This is a genomic window from Streptomyces milbemycinicus, assembly GCF_002154605.1.
GTDB lineage: Bacteria > Actinomycetota > Actinomycetes > Streptomycetales > Streptomycetaceae > Streptomyces > Streptomyces milbemycinicus.
The window spans coordinates 356-24,775 of the sequence record NZ_MUNE01000347.1 but is presented as its reverse complement, the minus strand read 5'-3'; the positions used below and the strand labels follow the sequence as shown (position 1 = coordinate 24,775).

Below are 24,420 nucleotides of genomic sequence, written 5' to 3'. Positions count from 1 at the left end.
ACCGCCCTCGCCCGTACCGGCACCGCCCGTACCGCCCTCGCCCGTACCGGCACCGGCACTGGCCCGCCCCGTACGGACCACCTCCACCACCGTCGCGACCGTCTCCAGCGGGATCTCCAGCTGCAGCGAGACCACACGGGCCGAGGCCAGCAGATCGGCCGCGGCCCGTACGTCCGCGGGTGCCAGCCGGGCGTTGGCGCCGGGGGAGACCACGATGCTGTTGTCGCCGGACGGGTCCACGGTGATCAGCGCCACGCCGGTGGGCGCGCCGCCGACCAGGACGCCCGCGGTGTCCACGCCCGCGTTCCGCTGCGAGTCCAGCAGCAGGCGGCCGTGTCCGTCGTCGCCGACGCGGGCCAGCAGGGCCGTACGGGCGCCCAGCCGGGCTGCGGCGAAGGCCTGGTTGGCGCCCTTGCCGCCCGGGTGGACGGCGAGGTCGGAACCGAGGACGGTCTCCCCGGCGGCCGGGCGGCGTTCGACTCCGATCACCAGGTCGGCGTTGGCCGACCCTACGACCAGCAGGTCGTAGTCGGGCATCTCCTGTACGTCCTTTCGTCTTGCTGTGTGTGCCTGAGGGATTCAGGTGCTCCGGCCGGCCCCGGGGCGGGGCCGGCCGGTCCCGCTTCACTTCGCGGCGACGACCTTCACCGGCACCTTCACCATCTGGTCGACCTTCTGCCCCTTCGCGAGCCTGATCGCGTTCTGCACGGCCATCTTGCCCAACTCCTCGGGCTGTTGGGCGACGGTCGCCGCGAGCGTGCCGCTCTGGACCGCCTTGAGGCCGTCAGGGGTGCCGTCGAAGCCGACGACCTTGACGGACTTGCCCGCCTTGGAGCCGAGCGCCTTGACCGCGCCGAGCGCCATCTCGTCGTTCTCGGCGAAGATCCCGTCGATGCCCGAGTGGGCCTGCAGCAGGTTGGTGGTCACGTCCAGGCCCTTGGTGCGGTCGAAGTCCGCGGGCTGCTTGGCGACGACCTGGATGCCGGGGTAGGCCTTCAGGCCCTCCGTGAAGCCCTGGCCGCGCTCACGCGAGGCCGAGGTGCCGGCGGTGCCCTGGAGGACCAGGATCCGGCCCTTGCCGCCGAGCTGTTCGGCCAGCGTCTTGGCGGCGAGCTTGCCGCCCGCGATGTTGTCGGAGGCGACGAGGGTGGCGATGTCCGCCTTGTTGACGGTGCGGTCGGCGGCGAGTACGGGGATGCCGGCCTTGTTGGCCGCCCGGACGGACGGTCCTGAGGCGTCGGAGTCCACCGGGTTGATGATGATCGTCTTCACGTTCTGGCTGGTGAAGTTCTGGATCTGGTTGGCCTGCTGGGAGGCGTCGTTCTGGGCGTCGGTGACGGAGAGGCTGATGCCCTGGGCCTTGGCCTCCTGCTTCGCACCCTGCTGCAGCTGGAGGAAGAAGGGGTTGTTGAGGGTGGAGAGCGACAGGGCCACCTTGATCTTGCCCCCGCTCCCGGAGGAGTCGGAGCGCCACACCGAGGCGCCGACCACGACCGCCACCACGGCCACGGCCGCGACCGCGTACTTCCCGATCTGGGCGGGCGTCAGCTTGCCCCCGGGGCCGCCGGCTCCGCCCGCGGCGCCGCCGGGCGCGCCCGGGCGGGACCCGGCGCGGCGGCGCACGGTGTCGAGCAGCACGGCCAGCGCGATCACGATGCCGATGACGACCTGCTGCCAGAAGGCGGAGACCTCCAGCAGGTTGAGCCCGTTGCGCAGCACGGCGAGGATCAGCGCGCCGATGAGCGTGCCGGACGCCTTGCCGACGCCGCCGGAGAGGCTGGCGCCGCCGATGACGACCGCGGCGATGGCGTCCAGTTCGTAGCCGACCGCGGCCTGGGGCTGCGCGGAGGACAGGCGGGAGGCGAGCACGATGCCCGCGACGGCCGCGAAGGCGCCGGAGAGGGCGTAGATGGCCAGCTTCTGGCGGTTGACGCGGATGCCGGAGAGCCGGGCGGCCTCCTCGTTGCCGCCGATCGCGTACATGGTGCGGCCGACGTACGTACGGGCCAGGATGCCCGCGGTGATCAGGCCCATCACGACCATGATGATCACCGGGACCGGCAGCCAGCCGCCGATGGTGTCGCCGAGGTGCGAGACCGAGTCGGGGAAGGGGATCGGGCTGCCCTGGGAGATGACCAGGGACAGACCGCGGCCGACCGACAGCATGGCGAGGGTGGCGATGAACGGCGGCAGCTTGCCGAAGGAGATCAGCGCGCCGCTGACCAGGCCGCAGGCCAGACCGGTGGCGAGCGCGAGGATCACCGCGAGCCACACCGGAAGGCCCTGTGAGGTGGCCGACCAGGCGAGCACGGTGGCGGACAGCGCGGCCACGGAGCCGACGGACAGGTCGATCCCGGCCGAGACTATGACGAAGGTGACGCCGAAGGCGAGGATCGCGGTGACCGCCGCCTGGACGCCGACGTTGAGCAGGTTGTCGGTGGTGAGGAAGTCGCCGGACAGCAGCGACATGGCCGCGAGGAGCAGCACCAGTGCGCTCAGCGCGCCGTTGTCGAGCAGCACCCGGCGCAGCATCGCCGGGGCGCCGGAGCCCTCCCCCGTCTTGATCGTGTCAGTGGCCACGGGAGCCCTCGCTTTCCTGGGTGTTGTCGAGCGCTTCGACGGGCTCGACGGCCTTGACGTCCTTCACGGCCAGGGCCATCACGGCGTCCTGGGTCGCTTCTTCGCGGTTGAGTTCGCCGGTGATCCGGCCCTGTGCCATGACCAGGACCCGGTCGCTCATGCCCAGCACCTCGGGGAGGTCGCTGGAGATCATCAGCACCGCGTGCCCGGAGGCGGTGAGTTCGTTGATGAGCTGGTAGATCTCGACCTTGGCGCCCACGTCGATTCCGCGGGTGGGCTCGTCGAGGATGAGCACCTTGCTGTCGGCCAGCAGCCACTTGCCGATGACGACCTTCTGCTGATTGCCGCCGGACAGGGTGCGTACGCGCTGGTCGAGACCAGCCATGCGGACCGCCAGCTGCTCGGAGATCCGGGCCGCCGCGCGGCGCTGCCCGGCCCGGTCGACGAGCCCGGCGCGGGTGGCGGAGCGCAGCGTGACCAGGCCCAGGTTCTCCTGGACGGAGGCGTCCAGGACCAGGCCCTGGCCCTTGCGGTCCTCGGGGACGAGCCCGACCCCGGCGGCCATGGCCGCGCCCACGTCGTGCCGGGGCAGCCGCTCACCGAGGACTTCGACGGTGCCGGTGTCGTACGGATCGGCGCCGAAGACGGCCCGTACGACCTCGGTACGGCCCGCGCCGACGAGTCCGGCGAGCCCCACCACCTCCCCGGCCCGCACCTCGAAGGCGACGTCGTGGAAGACGCCGTTCCGGGTCAGGCCCTGGACCTTGAGCAGGGGCGCCCCGGCTTCGGCCGGCCGCCGCGGGTACTGCTGCTCGATGGAGCGGCCCACCATCAGCCGGACCAGTTCGTCCTCTTCGGTGGTGGCCGGGACCTGGGTGACGCTGCGGCCGTCGCGCAGGACGGTGACGCGGTCGCCGAGGGCCGCTATCTCCTCCAGGTGGTGGGTGATGAAGACGACGCCGACGCCGTCCGCGCGCAGGGCGCGGACGATCCGGAAGAGCTTGTCGACCTCTTCGGTGGTGAGCACCGCGGTCGGCTCGTCCATGATCAGGACGCGGGCGTCCAGGGACAGCGCCTTGGCGATCTCGACCATCTGCAGCCGGGCGATGCCCAGGTCGCGTACGCGGTGGGTGGGGGAGACGTCGACCCCGACGCGGGCCAGCAGTTCGGCGGCCCGCTCGTGCATGGTCTTGCGGTCGATCAGCCCCAGTCGGCGCGGCTGGCGCCCCAGGAAGATGTTCTCGGCGACGCTGAGGTCGGGGACGAGGTTGAACTCCTGGTAGATGGTGGCGATCCCGAGCCGTTCGGCGTCCTGGGCGCCGTGGATGCGCACCGGGGAGCCGTCGACGAGGATGCGGCCGCCGTCGGGGCGGTGGGCGCCGGAGAGCATCTTGATCAGCGTGCTCTTGCCCGCACCGTTCTCGCCCAGCAGGACGTGCACCTCGCCGCGGCGCAGATCGAAGTCGACGCCGTCGAGCGCGACCACGCCGGGGAAGGTCTTGCGGACGCCCTCCATGCGCAGCAGCTCGGCGGCCGCGCCCCCTGCGCTCGGCGGCACGCCCTGCGGCGGCTGTATGGCGCTCGGCGTGCTCATGGCTTGCTCCCTTCGGGCTCGCCGCACGAGCGGCGGGTGACCAGGCGGGCGGACAGGATCACCGAGTCGGTGGTCCGCCCCTCGACGCGGTCGATCAGCGCGCGTACGGCGGCGCGGCCGAGTTCGCCCGTCGGCTGGGCGATGGCGGTGATCGGGGGATCGGTGTGGACGAACCACGGGATGTCGTCGAACGCGGCGAGCGCCACGTCGCCGGGCACCCGCAGGCCGCGCGCGCGGATCTCGTCCATCGCGCCGAGCGCCATGAGGTTGTCCGCGGCGAAGATGACGTCCGGGGGTTCGGGCAGATCGAGGAAGCGGGCGGTCACCCGCCGTCCGCTTTCCGCCTGGAAGTCGCCCTGGCCTATGAAGTCGGCCGGCAGGGCAAGACCGAACTCGTGCAGCGCGGACCGGAAGGCCTCCACGCGCTCGCGTCCGGTGGTGGTGGCGGCCGGTCCGGCGACGATGGCGAGCCGGCGGTGGCCGAGCGCGTGCAGATGGGCCACCAGGTCGCGTACCGCGTCCGTGCCGTCCGTACGGACCACGGGGACGTCCACGCCCTTGATCCAGCGGTCGACGAAGACCATAGGGGTGCCCGAACGGGCGGCGTCCAGCATCAGCGGGGAGCCGCCGTCGGTGGGGGTGACCAGCAGGCCGTCGATGCGGCGGTCCATGAGAGTGCGTACATGGTGGTCCTGAAGGTCGGGGCGCTCGTCGGCATTCCCGATCACCACGCTGTAGCCCAGCGCACGGGCCTCGTCCTCGACCGAGCGGGCGAGCTCGGCGAAGAAGGGGTTCAGCACATCGCTGATCACCAGCCCGAGGGTGCGGGTCTGGTCGGTGCGCAGCGAGCGGGCCACGGCGTTGGGGCGGTAGCCGAGCTCGGCGACGGCGGTGAGTACCCGGTCACGGGTGTCCGCGCGGACGGACGGATGGTCGTTGAGCACGCGGGAGACCGTTGCCACGGACACTCCGGCGTGGTGCGCCACGTCCTTGATGCTCGCCATTCCACCTCCTCGTGGAATCGATTACAAGGAGGATTGGAATCGATTACACGCGACTGGACAAGAGCCCGGGGGCGGCTGAAACCGGATCGTAATATTCCGGTCACTGGATGCCTATGGGAGTTATGCACAGGGTTGTGCACAGGGCCCGGGGGCGTGTCGGCGTCCGGCGGTACCGTCGGGACATGCTCAAACTCGCGGTGGTCGAAGGGGTCCTGGAGCGGATCACCTACGCCAATGAGGAGAACGGCTATACGGTCGCCCGGGTCGACACCGGCCGCGGCTCCGGGGATCTGCTCACCGTCGTCGGCTCGCTGCTGGGCGCGCAGCCCGGCGAGTCGCTGCGGATGGAGGGCCGCTGGGGCTCCCACCCGCAGTACGGCAAGCAGTTCACCGTCGAGAACTACACCACCGTGCTGCCCGCCACCGTCCAGGGCATCCGGCGCTATCTGGGCTCCGGCCTGATCAAGGGCATCGGGCCCGTCTTCGCCGACCGCATCACCGAGCACTTCGGCCTGGACACCCTGCAGATCATCGAGGAGGAGCCGAAGCGGCTGATCGAGGTCCCCGGCCTCGGCCCGAAGCGCACGAAGAAGATCGCCGATGCCTGGGAGGAGCAGAAGGCGATCAAGGAGGTCATGCTCTTCCTCCAGACGGTGGAGGTGTCCACGTCCATCGCCGTGCGGATCTACAAGAAGTACGGCGACGCCTCGATCTCGGTCGTGAAGAACGAGCCGTACCGGCTGGCCGCCGATGTCTGGGGCATCGGCTTTCTGACCGCCGACAAGATCGCCCAGTCCGTCGGCATCCCGCATGACAGCCCCGAGCGGGTGAAAGCCGGATTGCAGTACGCGCTGTCCCAGTCGACGGACAACGGCCACTGCTTCCTCCCCGAGGAGCAACTGATCGCGGACTCGGTCAAGTTGCTCCAGGTCGACACCGGCCTGGTCATCGAGTGCCTGGCCGAGCTGGCCGACGAGGAGGGCGTGGTGCGCGAGAGCGTGCCGGGCCCGGACGGCGGCGAGCCGGTCACGGCCGTGTATCTGGTGCCCTTTCACCGCGCCGAGATCTCCCTCGCAGGTCAGACGCTGCGGCTGCTGCGCGGCGCGGAGGACCGTATGCCCGCCTTCCAGGACGTGGACTGGGACAAGGCGCTGGCCTGGCTCGCCCGGCACACCGGGGCCGATCTGGCCCCCGAGCAGAGCCAGGCGGTGCGGCTCGCGCTGACCGAGAAGGTCGCGGTGCTGACCGGCGGGCCGGGCTGCGGCAAGTCCTTCACGGTGCGGTCCGTGGTGGAGCTGGCGCGCGCCAAGAAGGCCAAGGTGGTGCTCGCGGCCCCCACCGGCCGGGCCGCCAAGCGGCTCGCCGAGCTGACCGGCGCCGAGGCGTCCACGGTCCACCGGCTGCTGGAGCTCAAGCCCGGCGGGGACGCGGCGTACGACCGGGACCGGCCGCTGGACGCCGATCTGGTGGTGGTGGACGAGGCGTCCATGCTCGATCTGCTGCTGGCCAACAAACTGGTCAAGGCGGTCCCGCCGGGCGCCCATCTGCTCTTCGTCGGGGATGTGGACCAGCTGCCGAGCGTCGGCGCGGGCGAGGTGCTGCGCGATCTGCTGGCCGACGGCAGCCCCGTCCCGGCGGTGCGGCTGACCAGGATCTTCCGCCAGGCCCAGCAGTCCGGCGTGGTCACCAACGCCCACCGGATCAACTCCGGCGTGCCGCCGATCACCCACGGCATGCCCGACTTCTTCCTGTTCGCCGAGGAGGACACCGAGGCCGCCGGGAAGCTCACGGTGGATGTGGCGGCCCGTCGGATCCCCGCCAAGTTCGGCCTCGACCCGCGCCGGGATGTGCAGGTCCTGGCCCCGATGCACCGTGGCCCGGCGGGCGCCGGGACGCTCAACGGCCTCCTCCAGCAGTCCATCACCCCCGCCCGGCCGGATCTGCCCGAGCGGCGCTTCGGCGGCCGGATCTTCCGCGTCGGCGACAAGGTCACCCAGATCCGCAACAATTATGAGAAAGGGGCCAATGGGGTCTTCAATGGCACGGTGGGCGTCGTCACCTCCCTCGACAGCGATGAGCAGCGCCTGACCGTGCTGACCGACGAGGACGAGGAGGTGGCGTACGACTTCGACGAGCTGGACGAGCTGGCACACGCCTATGCGGTGACCATCCACCGCTCACAGGGCAGCGAGTACCCGGCCGTGGTCATCCCGGTGACCACCGGCGCCTGGATGATGCTGCAGCGCAATCTGCTGTATACGGCGGTGACCCGCGCCAAGCGCCTGGTGGTGCTCGTCGGCTCGCGCCGCGCCCTGGGACAGGCGGTGCGGACGGTGTCGGCGGGCAGGAGGTGCACCGCACTGGACCACCGGCTCGGCTCGTTCAGCACCTGAGGTTCGACTATCCAGTTCAAAGGTGAACGTGTCAGGAGGGTTTCCGGACCGTCACGAACGGGGGAGGATGGCCGTGGGCGCGGCACTCAGTGCCGCCAAAAGGCCCTTCAGTCGACCCCGAGTGCACGTTCATCGTCCGAATGGGGGAAGGTGGGGGGAGTCAGGGCACCTCGAAGAAGAGAACCAGACGTCGGTGAGGGATGACGTGAGTGACAACTCTGTAGTACTGCGGTACGGGGACGGCGAATACACCTACCCGGTGGTCGACAGCACTGTCGGCGACAAGGGCTTCGATATCGGCAAGCTTCGCGCCCAGACCGGTCTGGTGACCCTGGATTCCGGTTACGGCAACACCGCCGCATACAAATCCGCGATCACCTATCTCGACGGTGAGCAGGGGATTCTGCGCTACCGCGGCTACCCCATCGAGCAGCTGGCGGAGCGCGCCACGTTCCTCGAGACGGCCTTCCTGCTGATCAACGGGGAGCTGCCGACCGTCGACGAGCTGGCCGAATTCCGCGACCAGATCACGACGCACACGCTGTTGCACGAGGACGTCAAGCGGTTCTACGACGGCTTCCCGCGCGACGCCCACCCGATGGCGATGCTGTCGTCCGTGGTCAGCGCGCTGTCGACGTTCTACCAGGACAGCCACAACCCGTTCGACGAGAAGCAGCGCTACCTCTCCACGATCCGGCTGCTGGCCAAGCTGCCCACCATCGCGGCGTACGCGTACAAGAAGTCCGTCGGACACCCGTTCGTCTACCCGCGTAACGACCTGGGCTACGTCGAGAACTTCCTGCGGATGACCTTCTCGGTCCCGGCGCAGGAGTACGAGCTCGACCCGATCGTGGTCAGCGCCCTGGACAAGCTGCTGATTCTGCACGCCGACCACGAGCAGAACTGTTCGACCTCCACGGTCCGCCTCGTCGGCTCCTCGCAGGCCAATATGTTCGCCTCCATCTCGGCGGGCATCAACGCGCTGTGGGGTCCGCTGCACGGCGGTGCCAACCAGTCGGTGCTGGAGATGCTGGAGGGCATCCAGGCCTCCGGCGGCGACGTCGACACCTTCATCCGCAAGGTGAAGAACAAGGAAGACGGCGTGAAGCTCATGGGCTTCGGGCACCGCGTCTACAAGAACTTCGACCCCCGGGCGAAGATCATCAAGTCGGCGGCGCACGACGTCCTCTCGGCCCTCGGCAAGTCCGACGAGCTGCTCGACATCGCGCTCAAGCTCGAAGAGCACGCCCTCGCCGACGACTACTTCGTCTCGCGCAAGCTCTACCCGAACGTCGACTTCTACACCGGTCTGATCTACCGGGCGATGGGCTTCCCGACCGAGATGTTCACGGTCCTGTTCGCGCTCGGCCGGCTGCCGGGCTGGATCGCCCAGTGGCACGAGATGATCAAGGAGCCGGGCTCCCGCATCGGCCGTCCGCGCCAGATCTACACGGGCGTCGTCCAGCGCGACTTCGTCCCGGTGGAGCAGCGCTGACACCGGGTGCCAGGCCCGCTCTGCTGACTTGTGGTGCCTCCGGGCCATAGAACGGGCCTCCGGGCCATAGAAGAAGCACGAAAGCGCCCCGCTGCCGATCCCCCCACGGGTCGGAGCGGGGCGCTTCCATTCCCGGTTACGGATTCCCCCCACGGGATCCGGCCGGGGGTCTGTCGGCCGCACAAGCCCACAGAAGCCCGAAGTGTCGTCACGCATAACGCGATCTGCCGGGACGCGTACGTTACGGGAGGGCCGCTCAAAGCTCCCCGAGTACGTCGCCCCGGCCGCGCGTAGTGGGATCCGTCCCCCAAGACGAACCCTCACCGCCCCATTAGACTCCCCACCCCCCGCGATGGTTACGTTCGGCCGCCTGTGATCTGCGTCTCTTGCCATATGGGGGCGTAAAAGGGCAAGAGCCTCGTTCTGGAGATCAAGGCTCCGGTGTATGGGTGTTGTGCGGCTTATGGGGACTTGGTGAATCTATGGAGATTCGGTGAAGGTCCGCAGCCGCAGGCTGTTGGTGACCACGAAAACCGAGGAGAACGCCATCGCGGCGCCCGCGATCATCGGGTTGAGCATTCCCGCCGCGGCGAGCGGCAGCGCGGCGACGTTGTAGCCGAAGGCCCAGAAGAGATTGCCCTTGATGACGGCCAGGGTCCGCCGCGCCAGCCGGATCGCGTCCGCGGCCACCCGCAGATCGCCCCGTACCAGCGTCAGGTCCCCCGCCTCGATGGCCGCGTCCGTCCCCGTGCCCATCGCCAGGCCCAGGTCGGCGGTGGCCAGGGCGGCCGCGTCGTTGACGCCGTCGCCGACCATCGCGACCGTACGGCCCTCCTCGCGCAGCCGCCGGACCACGTCCACCTTGTCCTGTGGCAGTACCTCGGCTATGACCTGCTCGATGCCCACCTCCAGGGCCACCGACTCGGCCACCAGCCGGTTGTCGCCGGTCAGGAGCACCGGGGTCAGGCCGAGCCCGCGCAGCCGGGCCACGGCCTCGGCGCTGGTCTCCTTGATGGCGTCGGCGACCACCAGCACGCCCCGCGCCCGGCCGTCCCAGGCCACGGCGGCGGCCGTACGCCCCGCCGACTCGGCCGCCGCCTTTGCGGCCGCCAGGTCCTCGGTCAGCTCGGTCCCATGGGCAGTGAGCAGCTTCTCCCGGCCGACGAGGACGGTGTGCCCGTCCACGACGCCCTGGATGCCGAGCCCTGGGATGTTCTCGAAGCCGTGGGCGGCCGGCAGGGCGCCGGTGCGGGCGGTGGCCCCCTCGGCGACGGCGCGGGCCACGGGGTGCTCCGAGGCGTGCTCCAGGGCCCCGGCGAGCCGCAGGAGCTCGTCCTCGGTCACGCCGGGTGCGGTGTGCACGCCGTACAGCCGCATCCGGCCCGTGGTCACCGTGCCGGTCTTGTCGAGGACGACGGTGTCCACGCGGCGGGTCGACTCCAGGACCTCGGGGCCCTTGATCAGGATGCCGAGCTGGGCGCCGCGTCCGGTGCCGACCATGAGGGCGGTCGGGGTGGCCAGGCCCAGGGCGCACGGGCAGGCGATGATCAGTACGGCCACGGCGGCGGTGAACGCGGCGGTCGCGTCGCCGGTCAGCAGCAGCCAGACCAGCAGGGTGCCGACGGCGATGAGGACGACGACCGGCACAAAGACCCCGGAGACGCGGTCCGCGAGGCGCTGCACCTCCGCCTTGCCGTTCTGCGCGTCCTCCACCAGCGCGGCCATCCGGGACAGCTGGGTGTCGGCCCCGACGCGGGTGGCCTCGACGACCAGGCGGCCCGCGGCGTTCACGGTCGCGCCCGCCACGCTGTCGCCCACCGCGACGTCCACCGGCACCGACTCGCCGGTCAGCATGGAGGCGTCCACGGCCGAGGCGCCCTCGACCACCGTGCCGTCCGTGGCGATCTTCTCACCGGGTCGCACCACGAAGCGGTCGCCGACGGCCAGCCGGGAGACCGGGATACGGACCTCGCGCCCCCCGCGCAGCACGGCCACGTCCTTGGCGCCCAGCTCCATCAGCGCCCGCAGCGCGGCGCCGGCCCGGCGCTTGGCCTTCGCCTCCAGATAGCGGCCGAGGAGGATGAAGACGGTCACCCCCGCGGCGGCTTCCAGATAGATCGAGGACGACCCGTCCGTACGCCCGACGGTGAGGTCGAAGCCGTGGCGCATGCCCGGCATGCCCGCGTCGCCGAAGAACAGGGCCCACAGCGACCAGCCGAAGGCGGCGAGGGTGCCGAGGGAGACCAGGGTGTCCATGGTGGCCGCGCCGTGCCGGGCGTTCGTCCAGGCGGCCTTGTGGAAGGGCAGACCGCCCCAGACCACGACGGGCGTGGCGAGGGCGAGGGACAGCCACTGCCAGTACGTGAACTGCAGCGACGGCACCATCGCCAGGAGGACGACGGGCGCGGAGAGGGTGAGCGAGACCAGGAGGCGGTGGCGCAGCGCGTCGGTCTTTGCTTCGGGGCGCGCGCTGGTCTCCGCGCCGGCGGGGGCGGCTGTTTCGGCCTCTGCGGCCGCTCCGGTTTCCGCTGTGGCGCCGCCGGGCGCGGCTTCGGGCCCGGGCTCCGGTTCGGGTTCGCGTTCGGCGGGCTTCGGCGGCTCGGCGGTGTAGCCGGTTTTGATGACGGTGGCGATCAGGTCGGCGATCTCGATCTCGCCGCCGTAGGTCACCTTGGCCTTTTCGGTGGCGTAGTTGACCGTGGCGGTGACACCGTCCATGCGGTTGAGCTTCTTCTCGACCCGCGCGGCGCAGGAGGCGCAGGTCATGCCGCCGATGGCGAGCTCCACCCGGGAGGTCGCGGCCGTCGTCGGCGGGGCCTGCTCCGCCGTCGGTGTCTGCTCCCTCGCGGTTTCCGGGGCCGTGCTGGTCATTCTGGGTCTCCTGGGAGGAGGGCCGGGCCGTGCGGGGCGCCGCCGCGCGGCCCGATAGGGGTGTCCTCGGGTGCTCAGGCCTGGCCGGTGAGTTCGTAACCGGCCTCGTCGACGGCGGCGCGCACGGCCTCGTCGTCGAGCGGGGCGGCGGAGACGACGGTGACCTGGCCCGTGGCGGCGACGGCCTTGACGGAGCTGACGCCGGCGATGGCGGAGATCTCCTCGGAGACGGCGCCCTCGCAGTGGCCGCAGGTCATGCCGGTCACCTGGTAGACGGTGGTGATGCCGGACGCGGTGGTGGCCTCGGAGCTCATGGCTTCTCCTGTGCGGTGAGCGGGTGGGCTGCGGCTGTGTTCAACGGTGTGCGGGGGACGCGGGATCCTCCTGTGTCCCCTGACAATGACAGCATAATACCCCTAGGGGGTATGACGGGAGGGGTGTCGCCCGCCGGGCGCGATTCAACGGGCTCCGGTCAGCGGGCGGCGGTCAAGGGGTGCGTGACGGGGCCTGGGTGCCGATGATCGGGGCGAGATAGCCGTGGAGGGAGGCCTTCAGCTCCTCGATGTAGGCGGCCTGCTCCTCGCCCTCATGGCTGAGTACGAGCTCAAGACCGGCCTTGAACAGGGAGAACACCATCGTCGCGGTGCGAGTCCTGCGCTCGGCGGACAGCTCGGGCTGGATGAGCCCGATCAGCTCCTCGAGTCGGGCCTGCAGGGCCACATGCAGCGCGTCATGGTCCTCGGTCATGATGCCGGGGGCATCACCCGAATGGATGAGTGTCAGGAAGACGGGGTTCTGGCAGTTGAACTCGACCATCGGGTCGACGACCGCGTCCAGCATCTCGCCGAGGGGGAGCGAGGCGTACTCGGGAGTGAAGAGCACGCCGTGGGCCTCGCGCATCTGGTGGGTCAGGCGCTCGCCGAGCTCGACGGCGATGGCCTCCTTGTTCGGGAAGAACTGGTACAGCGTGCCGGGGGAGACGCCGGCCTCGCGGGCGATGGCGTTGGTGCTCGCCGAGGCGTAGCCCGTCCTGCAGAACACGTTGGCCGCGGCGTCGAGCAGCTGCTGGATACGGCGCTCGCCGCGCGCCTGCCTGCGGCGCGGCTTCGCCTCGCCGGCGGGCTGTCCCGCCTTGGTCCCGGTCACGCGGTTATCCCCAGCTCTCGGTGGTTCATTGACAAACACGAGTACCCGCTCGCATTCTTGGAAATGCGAGCGGTCGCTCGTGTTTGCCACTCCTTGGGCAATCGTCGACCCATGCTGCCTGCCTGCCACCGCACCGGTAAGGCCCGCATGGACACAGGTGAAGGGGACACCGCGCTATGACCGTTGTCAACCGGCCGCACAGGGGCCGGACGCGAGGCTGGACGGGAGTGGTGACCGCCCGCCCGCGGCTGACCCTGCTGCTCGTCCTGCTGTTCACGGCGCTGGCCGTCGTGGCCGGAAGCGGGGTGGCGGACCGGCTGGGCAGCGGCGGTTGGCAGGACCCTGCCGCCGAGTCGGCGTACGCCACCAAGGCGCTCGAGAAGCATTTCCCCGCCTCCCAGCCGAATCTGCTGCTGATGGTCGACAGCGGCAAGGCGACGGCCGACGCCCCGGCGGTGGCCGCCGAGGGCCGCGCGCTCGCCAAGAAGCTCGCGGGCGAGAAGTCGGTCACCGGCGTCACCTCCTACTGGGACGGGGCCGCGGCCCTGCGGGACCGGGACGGGCGCGAGGCGCTGATCGCCGCGCGGATCGTGGGCGACGAGAGCGCCGCCGCGAAGGTGCTGGACCGTATAGCCCCCGCCTATCGGGGCGACCACGGACCGGTGAAGGTCACGATCGGCGGCCCGGTCGCGGTGCGCCATGAGCTGCAGACCACCATCCAGGAGGATCTGCTGCGGGCCGAGATGATCGCCCTGCCCATCACCCTGCTGCTGCTCGTCATGGTCTTCGGCAGCGCCGTCGCCGCCCTGCTCCCGCTGGGCGTCGGCATCATCGCGATCCTGGGGACCGACGCCGTGCTGCGCGGCCTCACCGAGTTCACCGACGTCTCGGTGTTCGCGCAGAACCTGACCACCGCGCTCGGCCTCGGGCTCGCCATCGACTACGCCCTGTTCATCGTGCGGCGCTTCCGGGAAGAGCTGGGCCAGGGCGCGGAAACGCTGCCCGCCATCGCCACCACGCTGCGCACCGCGGGGCGCACGGTGCTGTTCTCCGCGATGACCGTCGCCGTCTCGCTCGCCGCCATGCTGGTCTTCCCGCAGTACTTCCTGCGCTCGTTCGCCTATGCGGGCATCGCGGTGGTGGTGATCGCCGCGGCGGCCGCGCTCGTGGTGCTGCCCGCCGCGCTCGCCCTGCTCGGCGAGCGGGTGAACGCGCTGGACCTGACCCGGGTGTTCCGCCGCCGCTCGGAGCGGGGCGAGCCGGGAGCGGGCTGGGGCCGGGTGGCCCGGCTGGTGATGCGCCGGGCGCCGCTGTTCGCGCTGGCCACCGCCGCCGGTCTGGTGGTCCTCGGACTGCCGTTCCTGCGGGTGGAGTTCGGCACCGCCGACGACCGTCAGCTGCCCGCGAGCGCCGAGTCCCATGTGGTCCAGCAGCACATCAGGGAGAACTTCCCCGGCAGCCCCGGCGGAGCGATCGACATCCTGATCGACTCCCGGCCCGGCTCCCGGCCCGAACAGGCAGACCTCGCCGACTACAGCGGCAAGATCTCCGCCCTGCCAGGAGTGGCGCGCGTGGACAGCCCGGCCGGCCAGTTCGCGGGCGGCCGGCGGGTGGCGGAGCCCGGCCCGGTGGAGGCGGCGCGCGCGGCGGACGGGGCGGCGTATGTCACCGTGCTGTCCAAGGGCGAGATCGTGGACCAGACGAGCCAGCGGCTGGTGCGCGATATCCGTGCCCAGCACCCGCCGTTCACCGCCTCGGTCACCGGCGTCGCCGCGGTGCTGGTGGACAGCAAGGACTCCATAGCCGACCGGCTGCCCTGGGCCCTGGGCATCATTGTCGTCGTCACCCTGCTACTGGTCTTCCTGCTCACCGGAAGCGTGCTGATCCCCCTCCAGGCGGTGCTGCTCAACGCCCTCAGCCTCACCGCGATGTTCGGGGCGGTGGTCTGGGTCTTCCAGGAGGGGCACCTCTCCGGCCCGCTGTCCTTCACCAGCACCGGGGACATCGAGACCACGCTGCCGGTGCTGATGTTCTGTGTGGCCTTCGGGCTGTCCATGGACTACGGCGTCTTTCTGCTCTCCCGGATCAAGGAGGAGTACGACCGCACGGGCGACCACCGCGCGGCCGTCGAGTTCGGCGTGCGGCGCACGGGCGGGCTGATCACTGCCGCCGCGGTGATCCTCGCCGTCGTCATGGTCGCCATCGGCACCTCGCGGGTCACCAACACCAAGATGCTCGGCCTCGGTATCGCCCTGGCCGTCCTGATGGACGCCATGGTGGTGCGCAGCCTGCTGGTGCCCGCGGTGATGCGGCTGACCGGGCGGGCGACCTGGTGGGCCCCGGGCCCGCTGCGCCGGCTGCACGCCCGTATCGGCCTCAGCGAGGGGGAATCCGCCGGCCCGGCGGCCGGCGCCGCCCCCGTCGAGGAGGTCGGCGGCGCCGAGCCCCGCGCCGAGCGAGTCACTATCCCTTGACCGCGCCCGAGAGCATCCCGGAGATGAAGTGACGCTGCAGAAAGACGTACAGGAGCACCACGGGCAGGGCGACGATCACCGAGGCGGCGGCCAGCAGCGAGAACTGGGTGGTGTGCTGGCCCTGGAAGAAGGCCAGCCCCAGCGGCACGGTCCGCTTGGCCTCGTCGGTGATCATGACCAGCGGAAGCAGAAACTCGTTCCAGGTCCACATGAACACCAGCATCGCCATGGTCAGCAGGGCCGGCCGGCCGGCGGGCACCAGGATTCCCCAGAGCACCCGCCAGTCCGAGGCGCCGTCGAGCCGGGCCGCCTCGATCACGCTGCGCGGCACCGAGCGGAAGAAGTTCCGCATCCAGAAGACGCCGAAGGCGAGCGACTGGGCGGTCTGCGGCAGGATCAGCGACCAGTAGGTGTCGCTCAGCCCCATGTCGCGCAGATCGAAGTAGAGCGGGATGACGAACGCCTCGGGCGGGACCATCAGCCCGACCAGGGTGAGGTAGAACAGCGCGGACCGGCCCCGGTACTGGAAATGGGCGAAGGAGTAGCCCGCGAGGATCGCCAGCACGCTCGTCAGCAGCACCACGCTGACCGCGACCAGCACGCTGGAGCCCAGATAGCTGCCGAAGTGGCCCTGGGTCCAGGCGGCGGAGAAGTTCCCCCAGTCCAGGCTGGACGGCCAGGTGAAGGAGGACGAGGACTCCTCGGCCGGGGTGAGGGCGGAGGACACCACCCCGACCAGCGGCAGCAGCGCGAGGCCGGCGAAGACCGTCAGGATGGCGTAGTTCAGTGCGCGTTCACGCCGGGTGATCATCGGCTCAGGACCCCTCTTCGGTCTCGTCGGGCTGGAGCCTGGTGATCAGGAAGGTGAGGACCAGGATCAGCAGGGTCAGCGCGACCGCGATGGCGCAGGCGGAACCGACCTGGCTGGTGTTGAAGGCCCGGTTGTAGATCTGATAGGCGGGCAGGCTGGTGGAGTTGCCGGGGCCGCCGTGGGTGGAGACGTACACCAGGTCGAAGGTGCGCAGTGCGGCGATCACGGTGAGGGTGAGGGCCACCGTGATCTGACCGCGCAGACCGGGAAGGGTGACGGCGAAGAACTCCCGGACGGCCCCGGCGCCGTCGACCTTCGCGGCCTCGTACAGCTCGCGGGGTATCTGGCCGATCCCCGCGGTGAACAGCACCAGGCACAGGCCGACCTCGAGCCAGGTCCCGATCAGGCCGACCGCGGGCAGGGCGGTGGAGAAGTCGCCGAGCCACGCGCGGGTGACCGACTTCAGGCCCACGGCCTCGAGCATTTGGTTGAGCACGCCGTCAGGCGCGTAGATGGCCGTCCACGCGGTCGCGGTGACCACTTGGGCGATCACCTGCGGCAGGAAGAGCAGCGCGCGGAACACCGAGACGCCGCGCATCCGGGCGGCGCGGGTGGTGGCCGCCGCGAGCACCAGCGCGAGGGCGACCGGGACGGCCGCGTAGAAGAGGAGGAGGACCAGGGAGTGGACGAAGCCGTCGCGCAGCAGCGGATCGCCGACGATCTCGGCGTAGTTGGCCGCGCCGGCCCAGGTCGAGGCGGACAGACCGTCCCAGTGGTACAGGGAGATCTGCACCACCTGGCCCAGCGGGATCAGGATGAACAGGGTCAGGACGGTGAGGGCGGGCAGGGCGTACAGATAGCCCTTCCAGGACCGTTGGCCGCGGCGCCCGGCCGGGCGCCCGGTGGGGGCGTCGGCCGGGCGCTGCTTGCGCGCGGTGGTACGGGAAACGGTGATCGACATGGTCGGGCGGGACCTATCGGCTCTTGAGGAAGGAGTCGTGGTCGGTCTGGAGCGTCTGGCCGAACTTCTCCGGGCTGATCTGTCCGGCCATCAGCTCCTGCACGGCGGCGGTCAGGGTGTCGTAGAAGGTCGGCGTGGTGTAGTCGAGGTAGGGCAGCAGTCCGTCCTTCTCGCTGACCGACTTCCAGGCGGCGAGCACATCGGCGTGGACGGTGCCGGACCGCGGGGAGTAGGAGGCGGGCGGCAGGGCGGGGAGGTTGCCGTAGTCCGCGCTGAGCTTCATGCCGTTCTCGTCGACCAGGAAGTTCATGTAGGCGGCGGCAACGTCCGGGTGCTTGGACTTGGAGGTGACCGCCCAGGCCAGGCCCTCGCCGCCCTGGGTCACCGGGGTGTCCCCGGCCTTCGGGGACAGGGCGGTGAAGCCGAGCTTCTCGGCGCCCATCTTGGTGGCCAGGCCGGCGGCCTGCCAGGTGCCGTCGACCAGGAAGAGGGACTTGCCCTCGGCGAACGCGGCGGCGGCCTGGTCCTTGCTCTGGCCGTTGAAGCCCTGCGTCAGATAGCCCTTCTTCGCCCAGTCCCGCAGGACGGTGGCGGCCTTGACGGTGCCCGAGCCGGTCCACTTGGCGCCCTCGGAGAACACCAGCTTGCGAACCTCGGACTTGCCCGCGGTCAGGGCCTGCACGACCCCGAGCAGATGGATGCCCGGGCTTTTGTCGGCGTTGCCGTAGGACAGGGGCAGCAGCCCGGACGCCTTGGCCTTGGCGAGGGCGGTCTGGAAGTCCGCCAGGGTCTGCGGGGGCTTGAGGCCCAGCGACTTGAGCTTGGCCTTGTTGTAGTAGACGCCGACGATCTCACCGGTCTGGGAGACGCCGTAGAGGTTGCCGGTCTTCCAGGTCTTGCCGTCGCCGGAGAACCTGTTGAGGTCCAGCAGCTGGGCCGGGTAGGCGGTGTCCCAGTGGTACGTCTTGGCGTAGCGGTCGACCGGCTGGAGCAGCTGGGCCTTCACGAAGGTGCCCATGTCGGGGTAGCCCTGGTTGGCCTGGACGACGTCGGGCGGGTTGGCGGAGGACAGGGCCAGCTTCAGGGTGGTCTTCAGGTCGGCGAAGGACCGGGAGACACGCTTGATGGTGACGTTCGGGTACTTCTTCATGAACGCCTTGTTGAGCGCCTTGGTCGAGGCGTCGGAGCCGGGGTCGGTGTTCTGGTCCCACACCGTGAGGGTGACCTTGCCGGCCTTGGCCGGATCGGTGGAGACCGGACCGGCGCTCTTGGCCGCGCCGTCGCCCGAACCGCTGCTGGAACCGGGGGCACAGGCCGCGGCCGCGGTGAGACAGGCGGCGGCGAGTGCGACGGCGGCGTATCGGCGGCGGCGGGTGCCACGGCGGCGTGGAGCCGGAGTTCTGTCGTTCATCAGCGGTTCTCCTGGTCCTGAAGGGCGGCCTGGAAGAGGGCGCGGTCCTGGTCGGGAAGGTCACTGCCGGGCATCCGGCCGAGGAAGGCGCGGATGGCGGCGGGCGTGGGGGCTCCGGCGGCTCCGCCGAGCGTCCGTACGGACATCGAGGCGCAGATCGCGGCGTATCTGAGCCGGCTGGTGAGCGGCCAGCCGTCCTGGAGCAGGGCGGTCATCAAGGAGGCGGTGAAGACGTCGCCGGCTCCGGTGGGGTCGGCGACGGTGACCCGTGGGGAGGGGACGCGGACCAGACCGCCGGTGGCCGGGTCGAGGCTGACGGCGCCGCGGGGGCCGTCGGTGACGACGACCAGCGGGACGTGGTCGGCCAGCACCTTGACGGCCTTCTCGACGGAGTCGGTGCGGGTGTAGTTCATCGCCTCGGTGGCGTTGGGGACGAACACGTCGACGTCGCCGAGCCGGGTGAGCAGATCGGGTGACCACGCTCCGGTCGGGTCCCAGCCGACTCCGCCGACCACGAGCGTGCCGCGGGCTCGCAGCTCCGTGGCCCAGCCGGGCAGCGGGTCGGCGATGCCCAGGTGCAGGACGCGTACGCGGGGCAGTTCGCCGTCCCAGGTGTCCGGGCGGCGGGCGCCGTCCTCCTCGTAGGTGATGAAGGCGCGGTCGTGTTCGTTGGCGACGGCCACCGTGATCGGGGTGTGCACGGAGGGGTCGCGCCGCAGCCAGCGCAGGTCCAGGCCCGGCTGGGTGCCGAGGACGGCGGCGAGGTGGTCGCCGAACAGGTCGGTGCCGATGACGGCGAACAGCCCGGTCTCAAGGCCCTGCCGGGCCGCGGCGACGCAGCGGGTGGCGGTCCCGCCGGCGGCCACCGCGAACCGGTCGGCGTAGACCTCGCTGCCGGGCGAGGGGAGGTGCGGGATACCGCCGAAGACGAGGTCGCAGAAGACCCCGCCCGCGAAGAGAGCGTCAAGCAAGGGAGCACCTTTCCATGCGCCGTCCATACGCCGTCCATGCGCCGATGACACGGCGGCTGTGTCCGGTGGGTGCTCAACTATGAGCAATGAGATCCGCTGATGACAAGATTCAGTCAGTAAAGTGATTGTTTCTTGCCACGATGACCGAAGTCAGTCATCAGTGCTACCGTCAATGCGTGACTTCGAGAAATCGGCATGCGAGAATCGTGGAGTCGCTGCGGGCGACCGGTGTCGCGTCGGTGCGCGACCTGGCCGAGAGCCTCCAGGTGAGCGAGTCCACCATCCGGCGTGATCTCAAGCAGCTGGATCAGGACGGAGAGCTGGTACGCACCTACGGCGGCGCGGCCTTGACCGCGCGTCAGCCCCAGGAGGAGCCGCCGTTCGACGTCTCGGCGTCGCACGACCAGGCGATGAAACAACGCATCGCGGAGCACGCCGCCGCACTCGTCCAGGACGACAGCGTGGTGGTGCTCGACATCGGCACCACCACCCCGCTGATCGCCCGCCGGCTGCGTGGCCGTCCGGTCACCGTCATCACCAGCAGCCTGGCGGTGCTGGACGAACTGCGCGACGACGACGCCGTGCGGCTGGTGCTGCTGGGCGGTGTGCTGCGGCGCAACTTCCGTTCGTTCGTCGGCTCGCTCACCGAGACCGCGATGCGCCAGGTCAGCGCCGACCTGGTGTTCCTCAGCTGCACAGGGGTGCGCGCCAACGGCCATGTGGTGGACAACATGGCGGTCGAGGCGCCGATCAAGCAGGCCCTGATCGAGGCCGCCGACCAGGTGGTGCTGCTCGCCTCCGAGGCGAAGTTCCCCGGTTCGGGCTCGCTGCGCCTGTGCTCTCTTTCCGACGTCGACGTCCTGATCACCACGCAGGGCGCCGATCCTCAGACCGTCCAGCTCTGCCGCGAGGCGGGCGGAAAGGTGATCTCCGCATGAAACTGTCCATCCTCGGCGGTGGCGGCTTCCGTGTGCCGTACGTCTACCAGGCCCTGCTGCGTGACCAGGGCTCGCCGCGTATCGACGACGTCTGGTTGTACGACACCGACGCCGAACGGCTGAAGGCCATGACCGACGTGCTCGCCCGGTTCGCCGACGACTTCCCCGATGCCCCCAAGGTCACCGCCACCACCTCGCTCGACTCCGCCCTGGAAGGCAGCGACTTCGTCTTCGCCGCCATCCGGGTGGGCGGTCTCGCGGGCCGGGTGTGCGACGAGCGGGTGGCGCTCGACCTGAACGTACTCGGCCAGGAGACCACCGGCCCCGGCGGTCTCGCCTATGGGCTGCGGACCATCCCGGTGATGGTGGACATCGCCCGGCGGGTGCGGGAGTTGGCGCCCCAGGCGTACGTCATCAACTTCACCAACCCCGCGGGGATGATCACCGAGGCGATGCAGAGCGTGCTCGGCGACCGGGTGCTCGGCATCTGCGACACGCCGTCCGGCCTGGGCCGCAGGGTCTCCCTTGCGCTCGGACTCGACGCCTCCCGGGCCCAGTTCGACTACGTCGGCCTCAACCACCTGGGCTGGATGCGCCGGGTGCTGGTGGACGGCGAGGACGTACTGCCCCGGCTGCTCGCCGACGACGACCTGCTCGGTGACTTCGAGGAGGGTGTGGTCTTCGGCCGCGAATGGCTGCGCGACCTGGGCCTGATCCCCAACGAGTATCTGTACTACTACTACTTCAACCGGGACGCGGTGCGGTCCATCCTCGACGCCCCGCGCACCCGCGGCGAGTTCCTGTCCCGGCAGCAGGGCGAGTTCTACCAGCGGGTGACGCAGGCGGCGGGCGCGTCGCCGGTGGAGCTGTGGCGCGAGACGGTCGCCAACCGCAGCGCCAACTACATGGCCGAGGCCAAGGGCACGGTGCAGGGCGAGACACCGCCCGATGAGGCGTTCAGCCCCGACCCGGTCCACCAGGGGTACGCGGGGGTGGCGCTCTCCGTCATGGCGGCGATCAGCCGCAATGAGCGCGCCACGATGATCCTCAACGTGCGCAACGGCACCACGATCGCCGCGCTGCCCGCCGACGCGGTGGTCGAGGTGCCCGTGACGGTCGACGCCAATGGCGTCCACCCGCTGGCCACAACACCGCCCGACCTGTCCCAGGCTGGGCTGATGCAGCAGGTCAAGGCGGTGGAGCGGCTGACCATCAGCGCCGCGCTGACGGGGTCCCGGGCGGACGCGGTCAAGGCGTTCTCGCTGCACCCGCTGGTCGACTCGGTCACGGTCGGCCGGAAGCTGCTGGACGGCTATATCGACCGCATCCCCGAGGTCGCGGCGGTGTTCCACCGCTCCGCCTGACGGCGTCCGCCCCGGGGGCTAGTCCCTGGGCTCACGCCGGGAGCGGTTGCCGGGTCTGAGGGTCACCCAGGTCCGGATCGTGTCCGCGTACCAATACGGCTTGCCGCCCTCCACGAGATCGGGGGGCGGCAGCAGGCCGTGCTTGCGATATGACCGTACGGTGTCCGTCCGCACACCGATGTGCGCGGCGATCTCCTTGTACGACCAAAGCCTCCGGTCGGTCATCTCTCGCGCCTTCCTGCGGGCGCCACAGTCAACGGTCCGCCAAGGGCCGTTGGGGGGAGCTGTGGCGCGACCGCTTGTGATCACTCAGCCTGTGCCCGGTCAACGACGGTGAGTGACGCCCGGATAGGCGTTGTTGAACGTCTGTGACGGAAGGATCGCGGAGATGTGACGGCCGTGACAGCCGAGTGACCCAGCGGGACAACGCAGGGTGACCCAGCGTGAGAACACTGGGTCACCCTGCGGCGGTATGTGAGGTCGCTAGGCAGTGAAACGGTTCGGCCGTAGAACGGTTCGGCCCCAGAACGGCTCAGGCGTAGAACGCGGGGCGTTCGATCATCTCGACCGCCGTACGCTCACCCGTGGTCTGGGCCCGGACCCCCGCCGCGCTGACGGCGGCCGCGGCATAGCCGTCCCAGGTGCTGGGGCCCTCCACCTCGCCGCGCCGGGTGGCGTTCACCCAGGCCTGCACCTCGCGGTCGTACGCCTCTTCGAAGCGGGCCACGAAGTCCGGGGCGATCTCGCCGCCCCAGCCGCCCGTGCGGTTGATCAGCATGCCGTGGGCGTCGCCGACGCGCGCGGTGCCGCGCTCGCAGACCGCCTCGGCCTGCACCTGGTAGCCGAAGCCGCAGGTCGCGAAGATCTCGACATTGACGAGCGAGCCGCCGTCGGTCTCGAAGATCACCAACTGCGGGTCGCTGAGCCCTTCGGGGGCGTGCGCGCTGGGGGTCGGGCGCAGCACGGTCACCGCGGTGATCTCCTGCTCCAGCAGCCAGCGGGACTGGTCCATCTCATGCACCACCGAGTCGGTGATGAGCATGTCGCTGGTGAAGTAGGAGTGCACGGAGGCGTTGCGGTGGCGGCAGTGCAGCAGCAGGGGGCGTCCGAGCTCACCGCCCGCGAGCAGCGACTTGAGCTTCATGAACTCGCTGTCGTAGCGGCGCATGAAGCCGACCTGCACCCGGCGGTGGCCCAGCCGCTGCTCGGCCTCCAGCACGCGCAGCGCGGAGTCCGGGTCCGGGGTGAGCGGCTTCTCGCACAGCACCGGCAGGTCGTGCTCGAAGGCGGTCAGCAGCGCGGCCTCATGGGCCGGGCCGGGCGAGGCGATCAGTACGGCGTCCACGTCCGGCGCGGCCATGGCGGCGGCCGGGTCGGTGTAGGCCACGGCGCCCTCGACACCGTCGGCGACATGCTTGGCGCGCGCCTCGTCGATGTCGACGACGGCGGCCACCCGCGCCCCGCTGATCACGTCGTTGATCCGACGGACGTGGTCGGCGCCCATCATGCCGGTCCCGATGACGGCGATCCCGAGCGTCCCCTGCTGCGTCATGGTGTGTCTTCTCTCCCTGTTCTGGTGTGCCGGCTGTTGTCAGTGTGCCGGTGGGGGTGGCGGGTGAACGCGTCAGGCGCCGCAGGAGCGCAGAAAGCGGCGGGTGCGCTGGGCGATCGGGAACGGCTTGTCGGGCGGGCAGGGGTACATGTCCTGCTCGACGATGGCGAACAGATCCACGTTCAGCTTCTGGGCCGCGGTCAGCACGGGTTCGAGGGCGGGGATGCCGTTCGGCGGTTCGCACATGACCCCGCGCTGGACGGCGGGCCCGAAGGGCACCTCGTTCTTGACGACGTCGGCGAGGATCTCCGGGTCGACCTGCTTGAGGTGGAGATAGCCGATGCGCTCGCCGTAGGTCTCGATGAGTTTGACGCTGTCGCCGCCGCAGTAGGCGTAGTGCCCGGTGTCCAGGCAGAGGTTGACCACGTCGGAGTCGGTGGAGTCGAGGAAGCGGGCGACGTTCTCCTCGCCGTCGATATGGGTGTCGGCATGCGGGTGGACCACGATGTCGAGCCCGAAGCGCTCGCGCACCTGGCGGCCCAGCCGCTCCATACCGGTGGACAGATCGCGCCACTGCTCGGCGGTCAGCTGCGGGGGCTCGATCAGCTCGGCGGTCTTGTCGTCCCGCCAGAAGGACGGGATGACGACCAGATGGCGGGCGCCCATGGCCTGGGTGAGCCCGGCCACCTGGGAGACATGCTCCCAGGTGGCGTCCCAGACGCCGGGGCCGCGGTGCAGGGCGGTGAAGACCGTGCCGGCCGAGACCTTCAGATTCCGCCGGCCGACCTCCTCGGTGAGCCGCGCCGGGTCGCTCGGCAGATAGCCGTACGGGCCCAGCTCGATCCACTCGTAGCC

The 24,420-nt window shown here is 70.4% G+C and carries 19 protein-coding genes; 5 read left to right on the top strand and 14 right to left on the bottom strand.

What is annotated here, in order from left to right; all coding sequences use genetic code 11:
- From CCN51_RS27195 to CCN51_RS27180, 4 genes are all read right to left on the bottom strand, one after another.
- Nucleotides 1-537: PfkB family carbohydrate kinase (locus tag CCN51_RS27195; RefSeq protein WP_245881687.1), on the bottom strand; the 537-nt coding region annotated here is incomplete at its 3' end.
- Nucleotides 538-624: 87 nt separating this feature from the next.
- The gene (locus CCN51_RS27190) at nucleotides 625-2,580 is read right to left on the bottom strand and encodes an ABC transporter permease/substrate-binding protein (protein ID WP_086860177.1); all 1,956 of its coding nucleotides are present in this window, start codon (nucleotides 2,578-2,580) and stop codon (nucleotides 625-627) included.
- Entirely contained in the window at nucleotides 2,570-4,174 is a 1,605-nt protein-coding gene (locus CCN51_RS27185) for a sugar ABC transporter ATP-binding protein (RefSeq protein ID WP_014179569.1), read from the bottom strand. Before CCN51_RS27185 ends, CCN51_RS27190 begins: the two co-directional genes overlap by 11 nt.
- Complete coding sequence (locus tag CCN51_RS27180) at nucleotides 4,171-5,178, bottom strand: LacI family DNA-binding transcriptional regulator (RefSeq protein ID WP_014179571.1); 1,008 nt, start codon at nucleotides 5,176-5,178, stop codon at nucleotides 4,171-4,173. Before CCN51_RS27180 ends, CCN51_RS27185 begins: the two co-directional genes overlap by 4 nt.
- A gap of 182 nt (nucleotides 5,179-5,360) precedes the next feature.
- On the opposite strand from CCN51_RS27180, the gene recD2 reads away from it, so the two are divergent.
- Together recD2 and CCN51_RS27170 are read left to right on the top strand one after the other, a co-directional pair.
- Entirely contained in the window at nucleotides 5,361-7,571 is a 2,211-nt protein-coding gene (recD2, locus tag CCN51_RS27175; protein ID WP_014179572.1) for an SF1B family DNA helicase RecD2, read from the top strand.
- A gap of 205 nt (nucleotides 7,572-7,776) precedes the next feature.
- Nucleotides 7,777-9,066 carry a citrate synthase gene (locus CCN51_RS27170; protein WP_014179573.1) on the top strand — a complete coding sequence of 430 codons (1,290 nt, stop codon included), beginning with the start codon at nucleotides 7,777-7,779 and terminating at the stop codon, nucleotides 9,064-9,066.
- Nucleotides 9,067-9,546: 480 nt separating this feature from the next.
- Here the strand turns inward: CCN51_RS27170 and CCN51_RS27165 are convergent, their stop codons facing one another.
- The 3 genes from CCN51_RS27165 to CCN51_RS27155 all read right to left on the bottom strand — a co-directional run bounded on the left by CCN51_RS27165 (nucleotide 9,547) and on the right by CCN51_RS27155 (nucleotide 13,083).
- Nucleotides 9,547-11,937 (bottom strand): heavy metal translocating P-type ATPase, encoded by a 2,391-nt coding sequence (locus tag CCN51_RS27165; protein ID WP_014179574.1) that lies wholly within the window; start codon nucleotides 11,935-11,937, stop codon nucleotides 9,547-9,549.
- Nucleotides 11,938-12,011: 74 nt separating this feature from the next.
- The gene (locus CCN51_RS27160; protein ID WP_014179575.1) at nucleotides 12,012-12,251 is read right to left on the bottom strand and encodes a heavy-metal-associated domain-containing protein; all 240 of its coding nucleotides are present in this window, start codon (nucleotides 12,249-12,251) and stop codon (nucleotides 12,012-12,014) included.
- 172 nt (nucleotides 12,252-12,423) lie between these two features.
- On the bottom strand, nucleotides 12,424-13,083 hold the full coding sequence (locus tag CCN51_RS27155) for a TetR/AcrR family transcriptional regulator (RefSeq protein ID WP_014179576.1): 660 nt from the start codon (nucleotides 13,081-13,083) through the stop codon (nucleotides 12,424-12,426).
- A gap of 176 nt (nucleotides 13,084-13,259) precedes the next feature.
- Between CCN51_RS27155 and CCN51_RS27150 the strand changes: the two genes are divergently transcribed.
- A complete protein-coding gene (locus CCN51_RS27150) occupies nucleotides 13,260-15,557 on the top strand; it encodes an MMPL family transporter (protein ID WP_043487577.1) in 2,298 nt (765 codons plus the stop codon).
- On the opposite strand, the gene CCN51_RS27145 is transcribed toward CCN51_RS27150, so the two are convergent.
- The 4 genes from CCN51_RS27145 to CCN51_RS27130 are packed head-to-tail and all read right to left on the bottom strand — an operon-like array spanning nucleotide 15,547 to nucleotide 19,711.
- Nucleotides 15,547-16,368: a carbohydrate ABC transporter permease gene (locus CCN51_RS27145; RefSeq protein WP_014179578.1), complete on the bottom strand. Its 822-nt coding sequence runs from the start codon at nucleotides 16,366-16,368 to the stop codon at nucleotides 15,547-15,549. The genes CCN51_RS27150 and CCN51_RS27145 overlap by 11 nt on opposite strands.
- 4 nt (nucleotides 16,369-16,372) lie before the next feature.
- A complete protein-coding gene (locus tag CCN51_RS27140) occupies nucleotides 16,373-17,329 on the bottom strand; it encodes a carbohydrate ABC transporter permease (RefSeq protein ID WP_014179579.1) in 957 nt (318 codons plus the stop codon).
- A 13-nt stretch (nucleotides 17,330-17,342) separates the two neighbouring features.
- Nucleotides 17,343-18,740 (bottom strand): extracellular solute-binding protein, encoded by a 1,398-nt coding sequence (locus tag CCN51_RS27135; RefSeq protein WP_014179580.1) that lies wholly within the window; start codon nucleotides 18,738-18,740, stop codon nucleotides 17,343-17,345.
- A complete protein-coding gene (locus CCN51_RS27130; RefSeq protein WP_014179581.1) occupies nucleotides 18,740-19,711 on the bottom strand; it encodes a carbohydrate kinase family protein in 972 nt (323 codons plus the stop codon). The genes CCN51_RS27135 and CCN51_RS27130 overlap by 1 nt, the downstream gene beginning before the upstream one ends.
- Before the next feature lie 176 nt (nucleotides 19,712-19,887).
- Between CCN51_RS27130 and CCN51_RS27125 the strand changes: the two genes are divergently transcribed.
- Both CCN51_RS27125 and CCN51_RS27120 read left to right on the top strand, forming a co-directional pair.
- Nucleotides 19,888-20,649 (top strand): DeoR/GlpR family DNA-binding transcription regulator, encoded by a 762-nt coding sequence (locus CCN51_RS27125; protein WP_043487579.1) that lies wholly within the window; start codon nucleotides 19,888-19,890, stop codon nucleotides 20,647-20,649.
- On the top strand, nucleotides 20,646-22,013 hold the full coding sequence (locus CCN51_RS27120; protein WP_014179583.1) for a 6-phospho-beta-glucosidase: 1,368 nt from the start codon (nucleotides 20,646-20,648) through the stop codon (nucleotides 22,011-22,013). Before CCN51_RS27125 ends, CCN51_RS27120 begins: the two co-directional genes overlap by 4 nt.
- 18 nt (nucleotides 22,014-22,031) lie before the next feature.
- Here CCN51_RS27120 and CCN51_RS27115 read toward each other — a convergent pair whose 3' ends face one another.
- The 3 genes from CCN51_RS27115 to CCN51_RS27105 form a co-directional block, all read right to left on the bottom strand.
- Nucleotides 22,032-22,238, bottom strand: coding sequence for a helix-turn-helix transcriptional regulator (locus CCN51_RS27115; RefSeq protein WP_014179584.1), 207 nt, complete (start codon nucleotides 22,236-22,238; stop codon nucleotides 22,032-22,034).
- Nucleotides 22,239-22,545: 307 nt separating this feature from the next.
- Complete coding sequence (locus tag CCN51_RS27110; RefSeq protein WP_014179585.1) at nucleotides 22,546-23,565, bottom strand: Gfo/Idh/MocA family protein; 1,020 nt, start codon at nucleotides 23,563-23,565, stop codon at nucleotides 22,546-22,548.
- Between the two features lie 72 nt (nucleotides 23,566-23,637).
- Nucleotides 23,638-24,420 (bottom strand): sugar phosphate isomerase/epimerase family protein (locus CCN51_RS27105; RefSeq protein WP_211303257.1); only part of this gene is annotated, 783 nt, incomplete at its 5' end.